This is a genomic window from Marinactinospora endophytica, from assembly GCF_054780875.1.
In genome coordinates this window covers 42,337-57,660 of the sequence record NZ_BAAGVM010000007.1, presented here as the reverse complement: position 1 = coordinate 57,660, position 15,324 = coordinate 42,337, and the positions used below count along the sequence as shown (strand labels likewise).

Here is a 15,324-nt window from a genome sequence, read left to right as displayed (position 1 = left end):
GTCACCAGCCGAACGGATTGCCGTCCGGATCCTCTGGACGTCCGGGATCCCCCGTGTTGTTGTCCCCCCAACCGGGACCGTCCGGTTGTTCGGGATCGGGCGTCTCCTCCTGGCACTGCGGAAGCCACGACTGCTCCTCGCAGTCGGGCCGGCCCGGCTGCGCCGGCTCCGAGTGGGACGGGGTGGGGTCGGGCGACTCCGACTGCGTGGTGCTCGGGGTCGGCTCGGGCGAGTCGGAGGGCTCCGGCTCATCCGACGGCTCGGGGGTGGGCGTCGGGACGAAGCTCTGCGGGCTGCCGACGTTGGCCCGGCCCGGGAACTGCTGGATCTCCTGCCCCTCCATCGCCTTGGTCATGAACGCCTTCCAGATCTTGGCCGACGTCGTACCACCGTAGACGTCGCTGCCCAGACCGGGGATCTCCAGCGGCTGGTTGTCGCTGCGGTGCAGGCCGACCGCTGCGGACAGCTGCGGGGTGTACCCCACGAACCAGGCCGACGTCGCCTGGTTGGACGTACCGGTCTTGCCGGCGACCGGACGGCCGTCGGGCAGGGCGGCCTCCTTGCCACCGCCGTTCTCGACCACCTGGGTCATGGCGTAGGTGGCGTCGGCGGCGACCTCGGCGCTGAAGGCGCGGCTGCCTCCGGCGTCGATGATGTCCTGGTCCTTGGGGCGCAGGATCTCGCCGTTGCGGTCCTTGACCTCGGTGATCATGTGCTGCGGCAGGTGCATGCCCTTGTTGGCGAAGGTGGCGTAGCCGGCGGCCTGGTCCAGCGCCGTGACCGACATGGTGCCCAGGACGACGTTGGAGCCGATGGCGGTGACGGTCTCGCGCCGGCTCTCGGGGATGCCCGAGCGCTCCGCCGTGGCGACGACCTCCTCGGGGCCGACGATCTCGGCCAGCTTGACGTAGCTGGTGTTGACCGAGTCGGCGGTCGACTGGACGAGGTCGACCGGGCCGTAGGAGACGTCGCTGTCGTTTTGGATCGGCTCGCTGATGCCGGCGAAGGTCTGCGGGGAGTCACCGTCGAAGGTGCTGTCCAGGCTGATGCCCTGGGACAGGCCCGCGGCCAGCGCGTAGGGCTTGAAGGCCGAACCGGCCTGCCCCTGCTGGATGAGCGAGTTGTCCGCGTCGGTCAGCGGGTCGGTTCCCCCGTAGAACGCCTTGATCTCGCCGGTGGCCGGCTCGACCGCGGCCAGGCCGAAGTTGGTCTCCTCGGGGATGCTCTCGAAGCTGGGGAGCGTGCTGGTGACGGCCTCCTCGGCGGCGATCATCAGGTCCTCCTCCAGGGAGGTCTTCACCTGGTAGCCACCGACCGCGTACTGCTCGGCGGTGAGGTCGTAGCGGTTCTCCAGCTCCCGCTTGACCGCCTCCTGGATGTAGCCCCGGTAGCCCGCGTAGTTGTCGCCGGCCTCCAGGGGCGCGGTCTCGGGGAACTCCAGCTTGTCGGCCTCCTCCTGGCTGATGCCGAGGTTCGGGTCCTCCTCGTGCATCGCGACCATGCCGTCGACCGTGTACTGCCAGCGTTCCTTGAGGATCTTCTCCATCTCCGAGCCCGGCTGGACGTTCTCGAAGTTGCTGGGCTGCTGGATGATCGTGCCGATGAACGCGCCCTCGGCCGCGTCGAGGTCCTCGACGTTCTTGTCGAAGTAGGCCTGCGCGGCGGCCTGGACGCCGCTGGCGCCACGGCCGAAGTAGATCGTGTTGAGGTACTGGGTGAGGATCTCGTCCTTGCTCAGCGACTGCTCGACCTTCAGCGAGATCAGGATCTCCTTGATCTTGCGCAGGTAGGAGCGGTCCTGGCTGAGGCCGTCGTAGTAGTTACGCGCCATCTGCTGGGTGATGGTCGATCCACCACCGGCGCTACCGCCGGACAGGACCGCGCGCAGCATGCCCGTGGGCGAGATCGCCGGGTCGGTGTAGAAGGTGCGCTGCTCGGAGGCGAGCACGCCGTTGACCACGGTCTGGGGGATCTGCTCCCGGGTGACCGGGATGCGGTTGACCTCACCGAAGGAGGTGGCCTCGGAGCCGTCGGCGAACGTGACCGAGGTGGCGGCCTGCTCGACGCTGGCCTGGGCGTCCATGTCCGCCGCGTCGGGCAGCTGGGCGTAGGCGATGCCGAACGCCGCGACACACACGACGAAGATGACGCCGCAGGAGATCAGGACCGGCTTCCAGGTCTTGGCGAAGAAGCGCTTGAGCGGGCCGCGCTCGTCGATCTCCTCGTCGTGGTCCTTGGAGCGGCGCCGTCCGCGCGGAGGAGGCGCGGCGGCGCGGCGGCGCCCTCCGGCCTCGGAGCGTGCGCCGCTGGTGGCGCGACGGCCGCCGCGGTCGTCGTCGTAGTCGTCGCGTGCCCGGCGGCGCGGCGGGCGGTCGTCGTCGTAGTCGTCGCGTGCCCGGCGGCGCGAGGGACGGTCGTCCTCGTAGCCGTCACGGGGGCGGCGTGCCGCGCGGTCGTCGTCGTATCCCGACGAGGCCCTGCGGCGCCCTCCCTCCCGGCCGTTCTCCGCGCGCGCCGCGGAGGAACGCCGCTGCGAGCGCTCGTCGTCGTAGTCGTTCCGGGAACGGCGCGGACGTCGTTCGCGCTCGTCATCCCAGAAACCACCGTCTGCATCACTGGCCCGGCGGCGACCGGCAGCGGCGCGCTCGTCCTCGGCGTAGCCGTCCCGGCCACGCCTGCCGCCGTTGCCGCGCGGGTTCTCCACCGGGCCATCGGCCCGGCGGCGTCCGCCAGCGCTCCGTCGTCTTTCGGTACTCACGCGTCCTCGTTTGTTGTGATACGGCCGATGGGCCTTACGACCGGGGTGGGAGGGGCAGCTCGTTCCCCCTGCCAGGAACGGATCCAGCGATGTGGGCGAGCGGTCTCCCGCCGTTTCCGGTCCGGGAAACGGGCGGGATCTCGGGGATCTCGCCGATCCACCGAATACGTCGGCTGCTGCTTCCTCCTGTCGGTGACCTATCGGGACGAAAAGCTACGCGGCGCGCCCCACCGCCTCGCACACGCCGCCCGGGGCGACCATGTGTGGAGGCCTGTGGCCGGGGTAGATATGCTCCCGGCGCGGTCGCGCCATCGCTCCTTCCTGCGCCGTCCGGACTGGACGGCAGACCGGCTCCCCTGGTCCGGGGGGCTCGTCCGTGCGCTGCACAGCGTGACGCCGGGGGAGGGCGTCAGCCCTGAGAGCGATCGTTACGTTAGGGCGGGGGCGCCACATAGCACAACCCAGGCGTGAGCGTACCTGCCGGCGGAACCCCTCCGTCGCAATCGGCTCCCCATGACACACGGTTGTCAGCGTACGTCGTGTGAGGCGGAGCCGGGCCTTCGGATCGTCCGAAGTCTCTCCTTATCCGGATTCCCGCAGTTCACAGTACCCATATCGGGGAATTCCAGAAGTCCACACAAAGCGTTTGCCGGTGTCGCCGGGGCGTCTTGGGATGCCCATATATCGCTTCGATATAGTCATTTCTGCACAAAACACGTGTACGCGCATACTCCTCTCTCCCTCGGAGAGGAGAGTGCCTGGCACGGCACCGGCGGAGCCCGGTGTCCCGAGGAGGTTGGGAGGTGAGCCGGATGGGCACGCGCAGGACACACGTCCTCGAACTCGCGGTCCTCGGCCTCCTCGACGCCGCCCCCTTGCACGGTTACGAGCTCCGCAAGCGCCTCGCCCAGGAACTGGGGACGCTCCGGACCTTCTCCTACGGCTCTCTCTACCCCTGCCTGAGGAGACTGCTCGACGAGGGACTCGTCACGCAGACGCCCGACGGGTCCGGCCCGTCGCGGGGACGGCGATCGCGCATCGTCTACCGGCTGACCGGAGCCGGACGGGACCGCCTGGACCGTCTCCTCTCCGAGGTCGGACCGGCGGCCTGCGACGACGAGTGCTTCGGCGTCCACTTCGCGCTGTTCGGGCGTACCCGCGCGGATGTGCGCGTACGCATCCTCGAAGCCCGCCGTGACCGGCTCCGGCGCCAACTGGACCACGCGAACCAACGCCTGGACCAGGTGGCCGGCCGCTGCGACGGCTACCTGTTCGAACTGAACCGCCACAGCGTGGAGTCGGTGGAACGCGAAGTCCACTGGCTCGACGACCTGATCGACAGAGAACGGCGCGGCCCGGAAGGCGCGGCCACACTCGGCGGACGGACCGACCCGGGGCAACCGGGTTCCGCCCCGCCCGCACGTCCACAGTGAACGGTGCCGGCCGCGGACCGGCGCACGAACGCATTCCGTCAGCAAAGAAGAAGGAGCAAGTGCCAATGGGTTCGGTACGCGTCGCCATCGTGGGCGTCGGCAACTGCGCGGCCTCGCTCGTCCAGGGCGTCCACTACTACCGGGACGCCGACCCCGAGTCCCGGGTCCCCGGCCTGATGCACGTCCGCTTCGGCCCCTACCACGTGCGGGACGTGGAGTTCGTCGCGGCGTTCGACGTCGACGCCAAGAAGGTCGGCCACGACCTCGCCGACGCGATCAACGCCAGCGAGAACAACACCATCAAGATCTGCGACGTCCCGCCGACCGGCGTGACCGTCCAGCGCGGACCGACCTACGACGGGCTGGGACGCTACTACCGCGAGACGATCGAGGAGTCCACCGAGGACGCGGTGGACGTCGTCGCCACCCTGAAGGCGGCCAAGGCCGATGTCCTGGTGTCCTACCTCCCGGTGGGCTCGGAGGAGGCCGACCGCTTCTACGCGCAGTGCGCGATCGACGCGGGGGTCGCGTTCGTCAACGCGCTTCCCGTGTTCATCGCCTCCGACCCCGAATGGGCCAAGAAGTTCACCGACGCCGGCGTGCCGATCGTGGGCGACGACATCAAGTCACAGGTCGGCGCCACCATCACGCACCGGGTCCTGTCGAAGCTGTTCGAGGACCGGGGCGTCGTCGTGGACCGCACCTACCAGCTCAACTTCGGCGGCAACATGGACTTCAAGAACATGCTCGAACGCGAGCGCCTGGAGTCCAAGAAGATCTCCAAGACCCAGTCGGTCACCTCCCAGATCCCGCACGAGCTCAAGGCCGGCTCGGTGCACATCGGTCCCTCGGACCACGTGCCGTGGCTGGACGACCGCAAGTGGGCCTACGTCCGGCTGGAGGGCCGCGCGTTCGGCGACGTGCCGTTGAACCTGGAGTACAAGCTGGAGGTGTGGGACTCCCCCAACTCGGCCGGCATCATCATCGACGCCGTCCGCGCCGCCAAGATCGCCAAGGACCGCGGCATCGGCGGCCCGATCCTGTCGGCCTCCTCCTACTTCATGAAGTCGCCGCCGGTCCAGTACTCCGACAGCGAGGCGCACGCGGCGGTGGAACGGTTCATCGCCGGCGAGACCGAGCGCTGAGCCCGTCCTTGCCGCGCGGGGGCGGGACCACCTTCGGGTGGTTCCCGCCCCCGCGCCCGTCGCAGTCCCCGGCGGCCCTCCCGGGATGATCGGGACGCCGTGCCGTCCCCGTCCCGCGCGACACCGCGCGGAAGGTCGCGGCGCCGGCGCGGAAACCGCCCGGCACGCCACGCCCTCGGCCGAGCCGTAGCCTTGGGCCGTGTCCTTCCTCGGCGATCTGCGCGAAGTCCTCCGCGGCGGCCGGTTCCGCCGCCTCTTCGGCACCCGGCTGGTGTCACAGTTCTCCGACGGCGTCTACCAGGCCGGGCTGGCCGGATACGTGTTCTTCTCCCCCGAGCAGCACACCTCGGCCGCGGACGTGGCGGCGGCCTTCGCCGTGCTGCTGCTGCCCTTCTCGGTGGTGGGCCCCTTCGCCGGTGTCCTCATCGACCGCTGGCCCCGTCGCCAGATCCTGCTGGTGTCCGCCGTGGGCAAGGCCGCACTGGCCGCGGTGACCGCCGCGCTCGTGGCGACCGGTTCCGACGGGGTCGCGTTCCTCGCCGCAGCCCTGCTCCTGCTCAGCCTGAACAGGTTCTTCCTCGCCGCGCTGTCGGCCGCGCTGCCGCACGTGGTGGCGCGCGAGAGACTGGTCATGGCCAACGCGGTGACGCCGACGTGCGGGACCTTCGCGAGCTTCCTGGGCGCCGGCGCCGGGGCCGGCCTGCGGCTGCTCGGCGGTGACGGCCTCCTGGGCACGGCGCTCATCCTGCTGGGGGCCGGGGTGGGCTTCGCGGCCTCCGCGCTGGTCTCGATCACCCTGGGACGCCGGGAGCTGGGTCCCGACCTGGACGCCCCCGCCCCGCGGATGCGCTCTGTGCTGGGCGGCGTCGTGACGGGGCTCGCCGACGGCCTGCGCCACGTCGCCGAACGGCGCCCCGCCGGGTACGGGCTGCTGACGATCGCCGGCCACAGGTTCGTCTACGGCGTCTCGACGATCATGACGCTGCTGCTCTACAACAACACCTTCACCTCGGGCGGTGTGGCCGGGTTGGCCGGTTTCTCGGTGACGCTCGCCGCGTCGGGGGCCGGCTTCTTCGTCGGCGCGGTGATCACCCCGTGGGCGACGGCGCGGATGCGCACGGGGACCTGGATCGCGCTCCTGCTCGCGGGAGGTTGCCTGTCCCTGCCGGTCTTCGGGCTGTCCTTCTCCGCGACGCTGTTCCCCTTCGCCGGATTCGCCCTGGGGGTGGTGTCGCAGGGGGTGAAGGTCTGTGTCGACACGTTGGTACAGAGCCATGTCGACGACGCCTACCGGGGACGGGTGTTCTCCGTCTACGACATGCTCTTCAACGCCGCGTTCGTCGCGGCGGCGGCCGTCGCGGCCCCCCTGATCCCCACGTCGGGGGTCTCCGTTCCGGTGCTGCTGGCGATGTCGGCGTGCTACGCGCTGATGTGCGCCGCCTGGTGGACCGGGACGCGCCGCCCGCGCCCCGCCTCACCGGCCCTCCCCTGAGGACGCGCCGTGCCGGCCCGCGGCGCCGCGCCTCGACCCGCCGGCTCATCGACATGACCCGACGCCGACACGCCGCCTTGTCGACATACCGGCGTGTCGGCGTGTCGCGACGGCGTCCGCCCCTCACCACACGGCCGGGCGGACCACCTCAGACGTTGTCGCGGCCCCACTCCCGCAGCCGCTGCGCGGCGTCCTCCTTGGCCATCGGCCCGTTCTCCAGGCGCAGCTCCAGCAGGAACTGCCACGCCCTGCCCACCAGCGGCCCGGGGCCGATCCCGAGGATCTCCTGGATCTCGTTGCCGTCGAGGTCGGGACGGATCCGGTTGAGCTCCTCCTCCTCGGCGAGCCGGGCGATACGCCGCTCGATGTCGTCGTAGGAACGGGCCAGCGCGGCGGCCTTGCGGCGGTTGCGCGTCGTGCAGTCGGCGCGGGTGAGCACGTGCAACCGCTCCAGCAGCGGCCCCGCGTCGCGCGCGTAGCGGCGTACCGCGGAGTCGGTCCACTCGCCCTTGCCATAGCCGTGGAAGCGCAGGTGCAGCGCGACGAGCTTGCCGACGTCGGCGACCACGTCCTTGGGGAACCGCAGCGCGCCGAGGCGGTTCCTGGTCATCGACGCGCCCACCACCTCGTGGTGGTGGAAGGTCACCCGGCCGCCCTCTTCGAAGGCGCGCGTCTTCGGCTTGCCGATGTCGTGCAGCAGGGCCGCCAGCCGCAACACCAGGTCGGGCTCCATCCCCCGCTGGCGTTCCAGGTCGATCGCCTGGTCCAGGACCGTCAACGAGTGCTCGTAGACGTCCTTGTGCCGGTGGTGCTCGTCGATCTCCAGACGCAACCGGGGGATCTCGGGAAGGACGTGGTCGGCGATGCCGAGATCGACCATCAGCTCGATGCCCACCCGCGGGTCGGGGCTGAGCAGCAGTTTGACGAGCTCGTCGCGGATGCGCTCGGCCGAGACGATCCGCAGCCGCTCGGCCATGTCGGAAGCGGCCCTCTTCACCTCGGGCGCGAGCCGGAAACCGAGCTGGGCGGCGAAGCGCACCGCGCGCATGATGCGCAGGGGATCGTCGCTGAAGGAGTCCTCCGGCCGTCCCGGGGTGCGCAGCATCCGAGCGGCCAGATCGGCCCGTCCACCGAACGGGTCGGCGAACTCCTGCTGCGGCAGCCGGACCGCCATGGCGTTGACGGTGAAGTCGCGCCGGACGAGGTCCTCCTCCAGCGAGCGCCCGTAGCTCACCTCGGGCTTGCGCGACTTCGGCTGGTAGGACTCGCTGCGATAGGTCGTGATCTCGAGCTGGTGACCGCCCTTGCGCAGCCCGACCGTGCCGAAGTCGATGCCGACGGTCCACACCGCGTCGGCCCACCCGTCGACGAGTTCGAGGACGCGCTGCGGAACGGCGTCGGTCGTCAAGTCCAGGTCGTGGACCGCGCGCCCCAACAGGGCATCACGCACGGGACCGCCCACGATCGCCAGCTCGTGGCCTGCGGCGGCGAAACGCTCGCCCAGCTCCTCGACCACGGGGTCGATGGACTCCCGCAGCCCGGACAGCGCGGCGCGCTGCTCGTCCGTCGGTCCGCCGTCGGCGGCTCTGTCACGAGCGGAAACGGTGGAATCGTCGGCGAGGCGGGGAGACGGCTCATCCCCAGTCATTCCAGTGTTCGGCACAGGGACAGAGGTTAGGTGGCCTTTCCCTGAGGTGCGAATCGAATCCCGTTATGAGCTTCGGCATAGCACCTGGACAACGACGCGAAAAGGAGGCGGGACCCCGGTCCGGGCGCGAAGGAAAGGGCGGCTTCCCTCGGTTATGCCGCGCGAACCCTTCGGAAGTCGGTCCCCGAGACGGTATCGTCGAAGCAGGCCGGCGCGATCGGCCGGCGGTGTGGCGCGGCGTTCCCGTGCCGGTGACCCCTCCAGGTCGGCCACCGACCGCCCCACTGCGCGACCGCGACGCGCGGCCCAGCCCATTCACCCAGAGATGTCCAGCCGAAGACCGGTCCCATGGCCCGGTCCCCGTCATCCGGCGGTTCCACCACGACGCTCCCGCGCCTTTGAGCCGCAGCCGTTGCTTCCGGAAGTGGGGCCCGCGTCTCGGTGACCACACCGGCTGGCCATTGTCGACCGACCCGGGGATTCCAGAGGCGTGCGTCGAATCGTTCATCTAGGCGCGGTCATGGCGACGGCCGTGGCACTGGTGCCGACCGCGTTCCACCCTGTCCAAGAGGCATCCGCCGCCGTGGCCAGCACCGTGTCCCCGGCTTCCGGCGACTCCGCCGCCACCGCTCCGCTGATCGTCGAGGAGATCACGCCACGGGCGGTCGGGAAGAAGAGCACCGTCACCGTCACCGGGAAGGTGACGAACACCACCGGCGAGACGTTGGAGGGCGTCACCGTACGCCTGCGCTACTCCTCCTACCCCTTGACCGGCCGCGACCAGTTGGAGTCCCACTCCGCGGGCGAGTCCACCGATCCGCAGGCGTTCGGCCCCTCCCTCACCGTCAAGGGGCCGCTCGCGCCGGGCGAGTCCGCCCCCTACGAGCTCAAGGTGAAGACCTCCGAGCTCGGCCTGGGCGGGTTCGGCGTCTACCCCCTCGCGGTCGAGTCCACCGACGCCGCGGGTGAGCGCCTGGGCGTCCAGCGCACGTTCCTGCCCTATGACGACGGCAGCGACGTCGAACCCGTCGAGGTCGCCTGGGTCTGGCCGCTGCTGGACCGGCCACAGCGCGCCGATGACGACACCTACCTCGACGACACGCTGGACGCCTCCCTCTCCGCCGACGGCCGGCTCGGCCGGCTCCTGTCCATCGGCGGCCAGGCCGGGGGGTTCGACGAGTCCGTCGAGGAGCCTCCGGCCGACGGCACCGCCGACGCCGACGAGGACACCGCGGCCGCGGAGAAGGCCGGTGGCACGCCGGCCAAGGACGACGCGGCCGAGGCCCCCCGCGCCGCCGAGTCCCGCGAGGCCACCACCGACGTCCCGCTGACCTGGGCGGTGGACCCGAGCCTGTTGGACGACATCTCCCGGATCGCCGAATCGGGCTACCAGGTGCTGGAGGACGGCGAGTCCGACACCCCGCGCGTCGCCCCCCGTGAGGCCAGTGAGAACGCGGCCACCTGGCTGGAGCAGGCGCGCGTCCTCATCGGCGAGGACCCCCTGCTCGCCACCCCCTACGCCAACCCCGACCTCGCCGCGCTCCTGGGATCGGGACTCGAGAACGACGCGGAGTCCTCGGTCACCCTGGGCCGGCTCACCCTGCAACAGGTCCTCGGCCGTTCCGCCGACCACGAGCTCGCCTGGCCGGCCGGCGGCGCCATGGACGACGCGACACGCGACTTCCTCGCCGACCGCGGCGCCGAACGCTTCCTCCTCGACGACAGCGCCCTGCCCACCTCCGAGTGGACCGCCCACACACCGACGGCGGCCACCTCCCTGCCCTTGGGGGACGGGGAGGCGGGCACCGCGCTGGCCATCGACGGCCGCATCAGCGAGGAGATCTCCGCCGACACCTGGGAGCCCGGCCAGGCGGCCCTCGCCCAGCAGCGCTTCGCCGCCGAGACCGCGATGATCGCCGCGGAACAGCCCGGTGGGGAACGGCGGGCGGTCGTCGTCGCCCCCGAACACGACTGGGACCCCAACCCCGTCTTCGCGCAGGGACTCCTGGAGGCCACCGAGGATCTGCCCTGGCTCGAACCGGTCGCCCTGGACGAGATCCAGGCCGATCCCGGCGCCGTCTCCGAGCGGGAGGGTCCCGTCTACTCCGACAACGCCGCACAAGCCGAGCTGGACGGAGACCACCTCGACCGGATCAAGGACATCCGGGGCGAGGTCCGGCTGTTCAACAGTGTCCTGACCAACGACGGTGACCCGTTCCGGCCCGCCATCCTGCGCCTGGAATCGGCGGCCTGGCGCGACGAGGACGAAGCCGCGGCGCGAGCCCTCGACCGTCTCGCCACCTCGGTCGACGAGACCATCGGCAAGGTCAGGGTCATGCCGGGCGAACCCGTGACGCTGGCCAGCAAGAGCGGGACGATCGGCATCCTGGTCGCCAACGACCTCGAAGAGCACAGCGTGACCGTGCACCTGTCGATCTTCTCCGAGAACTCCGAGCGCCTGTCCATCGGCAACTACACCACGTCCATGGAGATCGGCCCCGGCGGTAAGACCACCGTCTACGTGCCCATCTCCGCCCGCATCAACGGGCGCACCGTCTTGCACATGAGTCTTCAAAACGCCGACGGGGAGCCCATCAGCGCGCACGAGACCACCACACCGGTCAACGTCACCGGTCTGGGCACCACCGCACTCCTCATCAGCGGCGCGGGCGCCATGGTGCTGATCGTCGCGCTGGCCCCGCGGGCCCTGCGCAAATGGGCCCGCAAGCGCCGCGAGGGCATGAGCGGCGAGGGCGAACAGGACGGCGCGCCCGCCCCCGGAGCGGCGGCCGGCGCCACCGAGGCGATGCACCACAATGTCAGTGCGCCGTCCGGCCAACGGCCGGACGCGACCTCTGGCGACGAGCGTGGTGACGGCGTCGCCGGACGGACCTGACCGCAACGGCGACGACCCGTCGCCCTCAGCCAAGGCGACCGCCCCGCACACGGATCGGTCGCACCCCAGATCGCGCGCGCCGTTCCTCGGTGCGCGCCCGAAACGCGGACCGAGCATGACCCCACCACCCGGCGTAGGCGGCGAACGCCCCACCAGACGTCCCCGCGGACGCCACCGAATCCGAAAGGAGCCGATGCCGGTGGCGACCGGAACCACGAACGGCAGCACCGAGCCCGGGCCCGACCCGCTCCCAAGCCCGCAGGCGGGCCCGTCCCCCGAGGGAGGCCCCGAGCCCGCGCCCTCGTCCCGCTCCGGAAGGATGATGCGCTCCAGCGCGGTCATGGCCGTCGGCACGTTGGTGTCGCGGGTGACCGGCTTCGTCCGCACGATCGTGCTCGCCGCGGCCCTGGGCACCCATCTCCTCGGTGACGCCTACAACGCCGCCAACACCATCCCGTTCGTCATCAACGACCTGCTCATCGGCGGCCTGATGGCGAGCGTCATCGTGCCGTTGCTGGTCAAGCGCCGCAAGCGGGACGCCGACGGCGGCAAGGCCACCGAGGACCGGCTGTTCACCGGCGCGCTCGTCCTGCTGGTGGTGATGACCACGGTGGCGATCCTCGTCGCCGAGTGGCTCGTCCGCGCCTACGCCAGCGGTTTCGAGCCGCGCCAGGCCGAGGTGTCGGTGATCCTCGCCCGCTACCTGCTCGTGCAGATCCTCTTCGTCGGCATGAGCGGCCTCATCAGCGCCATGCTCAACACCCGGGACAAGTTCGGCGCCCCGGTGTGGGCCCCGGTGCTCAACAACCTGGTGATCATCGCGGTCGGCGCCACCTTCCTGATGGTGTCCGGCCCCGGCCGCACGCCCGATACGGTCACCGACTCCGAGTTGCTGCTGCTCGGCGCGGGCACGGCGTGCGGCATGGTGCTGCAGACCATCGTCCTGGTGGGATCGCTGTGGCGGTCGGGCTACCGGTGGCGGCCCCGGCTGGACCTGCGCGGCTCGGGCCTGGGCGAGGCGGTGCGCACCGCCGGCTGGATGATGGTCTACACCTGCATGACCCAGGTGAACTTCCTCATCACCACCAACATCGCGTCGCGCGCGGGCGTGGCGAGCGTCGAGAGCGGCGCCGAGGTCGGTGCCGGGATCACCGCCTACAACTACGCCTACCAGCTCTTCCAGCTCCCCTACGCGATCATCGCGGTCTCGCTGATCACGGTGCTGCTGCCGCAGATGAGCGACTTCGCCGCGGACCGGAGGTGGGACGAGGTACGGGGCGGGTTCTCGCGGACGCTGCGCGTCTCGGCGCTGGTGCTGGTGCCGCTCTCCCTGGCGATCGCCCTGTATGCGGTGCAGGTGTCGGTACTGGTGTTCGCCCGCGGTAACACCTCCACCGCCGACGCCGCGAACATCGGTACCGTCCTGGCCGTCATGTCGCTGGGTCTGGTGCCGTTCACGATCTTCCAGCTCATGCTGCGCGTCTTCTACGCCCTCAGCGACACCCGGACCCCGGCCCTGCTCGGCCTGGGCAACGTGGTGGTGCACGGCGTGCTGGCCGTCACCGCCTACCTGGTGCTGCCACCGAGCCAGGTGGTCGTCGGGGTCGCGGGCGGTTTCATGGTCTCCTACCTCACCGGCCTGCTCATCGGCGGCGCGGTGCTCAGCCGCAGGTTGGGCGGACTGGACGGGCGGCGCATCCTCGGCTCGCTGCTGCGGCTGTACCTGGCCTCGGTGCCCTGCGTGGCCGCTGGAGCCGGCGTCCTGTGGTTCTTCACCGACCGCTTCGGGGAGGGGCTGGTCACCAACATCGGCGCGCCGGTCGTCGGGTGCCTGGTCGGCGGCCTCCTCTTCCTCGCCTTCGCCAAGCTGCTGCGGATCCGGGAGCTCGACTCGGTCGTCGAGCTCGTGCGCTCCAAGGTGGGGCGGCGCGGCTGACCACTGCGGCCGCGGACCGCGAGGGGGCGGCGGCGCGACTCACGTCCGTGGGCGCGCCGCCGCCCCCTTGTCATGACCGTGACGGCGGTCTCGGCTCGGCTCTTTTCCCCGGTGTTCTCAACCCGAAACCCGCTCCGGTGACAGAAGTCACAACTTTCCCGGTAGGGTGCCCGAGCGGCCCGCTACGGCGCTGATCACCGGGAACGCGTCACGATGGGTGAGCGACGCCGGAAGGACCGTGTTCACGGAGTCGAGACCGCCTGTCCTCCGAGAAGGGCGCTCAAGCGTCCTAGCATGGAACGGCATATCCCTGCCGCAACGCCCCCGTTTCTCCGAGCTGCCCGAAGGGAGGTTGGGGACAGCCGACATGGCCCCACACATCGAGGTCCCTCAGATCCCGGTGGCCCACGCCGCCGTGGCCCCCGATGTCCGGCCGTCGCGCCCGTCACTCCCGGCATGAGCACTTTCATGATCGAACCTGGAGCGCGGCTCGCGGGTCGCTACCGACTCGAAGAACTGGTCAACGAAACCCGCGGTGCCGCGCTGTGGAAGGCGACCGACGAGACCCTCGCCCGGCTGGTCGCCGTCTGGACGTTCACCGACGGCTTCCCCAGGACGAGCGAGGTTGTGCGCGCCGCCAGAGCGGCCAGCCGCATCGCCGACGCCCGTGTGACCCAGGTCTTCGACGCCGATGACAGCGGCCCCACCGCCTACGTTGTCGAGGAGTGGGTGTCCGGCCAGTCGCTGACCGAGCTCCTCTCGCAGGGTCCCCTGGAACCCGACCGCGCCGCCGGCCTCGTCGCCGAAGCCGCCGAAGCCGTGGCCGCCGCCGCGTCCGCCGGCATCCACCACCTGTGCCTGACCCCGAACAAGCTGATGTGGAGCTCCGGTGGAGCCGTGAAGGTCACCGGCATCGGGGTCGACGCCGCCCTGCGCGGCATCACCTCGGCCGATCCCGTGGTCACCGACGCCCGAGGCGTCGGCCGGCTGCTGTACGCGGCCCTGACCGCGCACTGGCCGGGCGAGGAGCAGACCGGGCTGCGGCCGGCCCCCCTCGTCTCGGGCCGCCCCTGCGAGCCGAGTCAGATCCGGGCCGGCATCCCCGGCCGGCTCAACGACATCGTCTGCCGCTCCGCCTTCCAGATGGCGGGGCGTAGCGGCCCTCTCAACAGCGCGCAGGACATCGCCGACGCGCTGGCCGACGTACCCCGGTTGGTCCCCCTTCCGGTCACGCCCTCGGCCCCGCGTTCCCGTCCCGCCCCCTCCGATGAGGGCGGCCCCTCCCGGCGGGCCGAGCATCCCCGCCGCGCCGAGCGCGGCGAGCGCCTGGGGGTCCCCGCCCACCAGCTCGCGACTCCGCCGCGCGGTTCCCGTGGGAACGGCCGCTCCGGTTCCTCGACGTCCACCGTCAACAAGGTGCTCATCGGCGCCGTGGCGATGCTCGTCTTCGTCGCCGTGGTCGTGGGCGCCTGGACCGTCGGCAGCGTCATGAACACTCCCAACGAGGGCAACAGCCAGGCCACCTCGGCCGAAGAGCAACCGGCGAACGCCGGAGAGCCCGAGCTCTCCGTGCTCGAACCCGCCGGCGCCGACGGCTTCGACCCGCAGGGTGACGACGGCGACGAGCACGGCGACAAGGCCGGCCTCGCCATCGACGGCGACCCCTCGACCTCCTGGAACACCCAGGGCTACAACAGCGAGAGCTTCGGGAACCTCAAGTCTGGAGTCGGCCTCATCATCGACATGGGCGCCTCCGTCGAGATCCACGAGGCGAACCTGCAGCTCGGAGGTGGCCCCTACAGCGTTCACCTCCGTGTCGGCGATGCCCCTGAGGAGTCCGCGCTCACGACGGTCAGCGAACAGGCTGGAGCATCGGGAGAGGTCAACATTAAACTGGACGACCCCGCTCAAGGCCGGTACGTCGTGGTGTGGTTCACCGCTCCGCTGCCTTCGGACGGGGGCGAGTACCGAGGCACCGTCAACGAGGTGGAGCTGCGCGGAATCACGTGAACACGG

8 protein-coding genes are annotated in these 15,324 nt (G+C 70.8%); 6 read left to right on the top strand and 2 right to left on the bottom strand.

What is annotated here, in order from left to right:
* Nucleotide 1: 1 nt before the first annotated feature.
* Nucleotides 2-2,704 carry a transglycosylase domain-containing protein gene (locus ACYVHU_RS14665; RefSeq protein WP_235000967.1) on the bottom strand — a complete coding sequence of 901 codons (2,703 nt, stop codon included), beginning with the start codon at nt 2,702-2,704 and terminating at the stop codon, nt 2-4.
* An 866-nt stretch (nt 2,705-3,570) separates the two neighbouring features.
* On the opposite strand from ACYVHU_RS14665, the gene ACYVHU_RS14660 reads away from it, so the two are divergent.
* From ACYVHU_RS14660 to ACYVHU_RS14650, 3 genes are all read left to right on the top strand, one after another.
* Nucleotides 3,571-4,191 (top strand): PadR family transcriptional regulator, encoded by a 621-nt coding sequence (locus tag ACYVHU_RS14660; RefSeq protein WP_078762005.1) that lies wholly within the window; start codon nt 3,571-3,573, stop codon nt 4,189-4,191.
* 65 nt (nt 4,192-4,256) lie between these two features.
* Entirely contained in the window at nt 4,257-5,336 is a 1,080-nt protein-coding gene (locus ACYVHU_RS14655; protein ID WP_200813632.1) for an inositol-3-phosphate synthase, read from the top strand.
* Nucleotides 5,337-5,535: 199 nt separating this feature from the next.
* A complete protein-coding gene (locus ACYVHU_RS14650) occupies nt 5,536-6,828 on the top strand; it encodes an MFS transporter (protein ID WP_432937748.1) in 1,293 nt (430 codons plus the stop codon).
* A 148-nt stretch (nt 6,829-6,976) separates the two neighbouring features.
* Here the strand turns inward: ACYVHU_RS14650 and ACYVHU_RS14645 are convergent, their stop codons facing one another.
* A complete protein-coding gene (locus tag ACYVHU_RS14645; protein WP_394330052.1) occupies nt 6,977-8,491 on the bottom strand; it encodes a CCA tRNA nucleotidyltransferase in 1,515 nt (504 codons plus the stop codon).
* 475 nt (nt 8,492-8,966) lie between these two features.
* On the opposite strand from ACYVHU_RS14645, the gene ACYVHU_RS14640 reads away from it, so the two are divergent.
* From ACYVHU_RS14640 to ACYVHU_RS14630, 3 genes are all read left to right on the top strand, one after another.
* Entirely contained in the window at nt 8,967-11,372 is a 2,406-nt protein-coding gene (locus ACYVHU_RS14640; RefSeq protein ID WP_498948768.1) for a DUF6049 family protein, read from the top strand.
* Between the two features lie 193 nt (nt 11,373-11,565).
* On the top strand, nt 11,566-13,308 hold the full coding sequence (gene murJ / locus ACYVHU_RS14635) for a murein biosynthesis integral membrane protein MurJ (RefSeq protein WP_144390109.1): 1,743 nt from the start codon (nt 11,566-11,568) through the stop codon (nt 13,306-13,308).
* A gap of 456 nt (nt 13,309-13,764) precedes the next feature.
* Nucleotides 13,765-15,318, top strand: a complete 1,554-nt coding sequence (locus ACYVHU_RS14630; RefSeq protein WP_078762012.1) for a hypothetical protein — start codon at nt 13,765-13,767, stop codon at nt 15,316-15,318.
* The last annotated feature ends 6 nt before the right edge of the window (nt 15,319-15,324 follow it).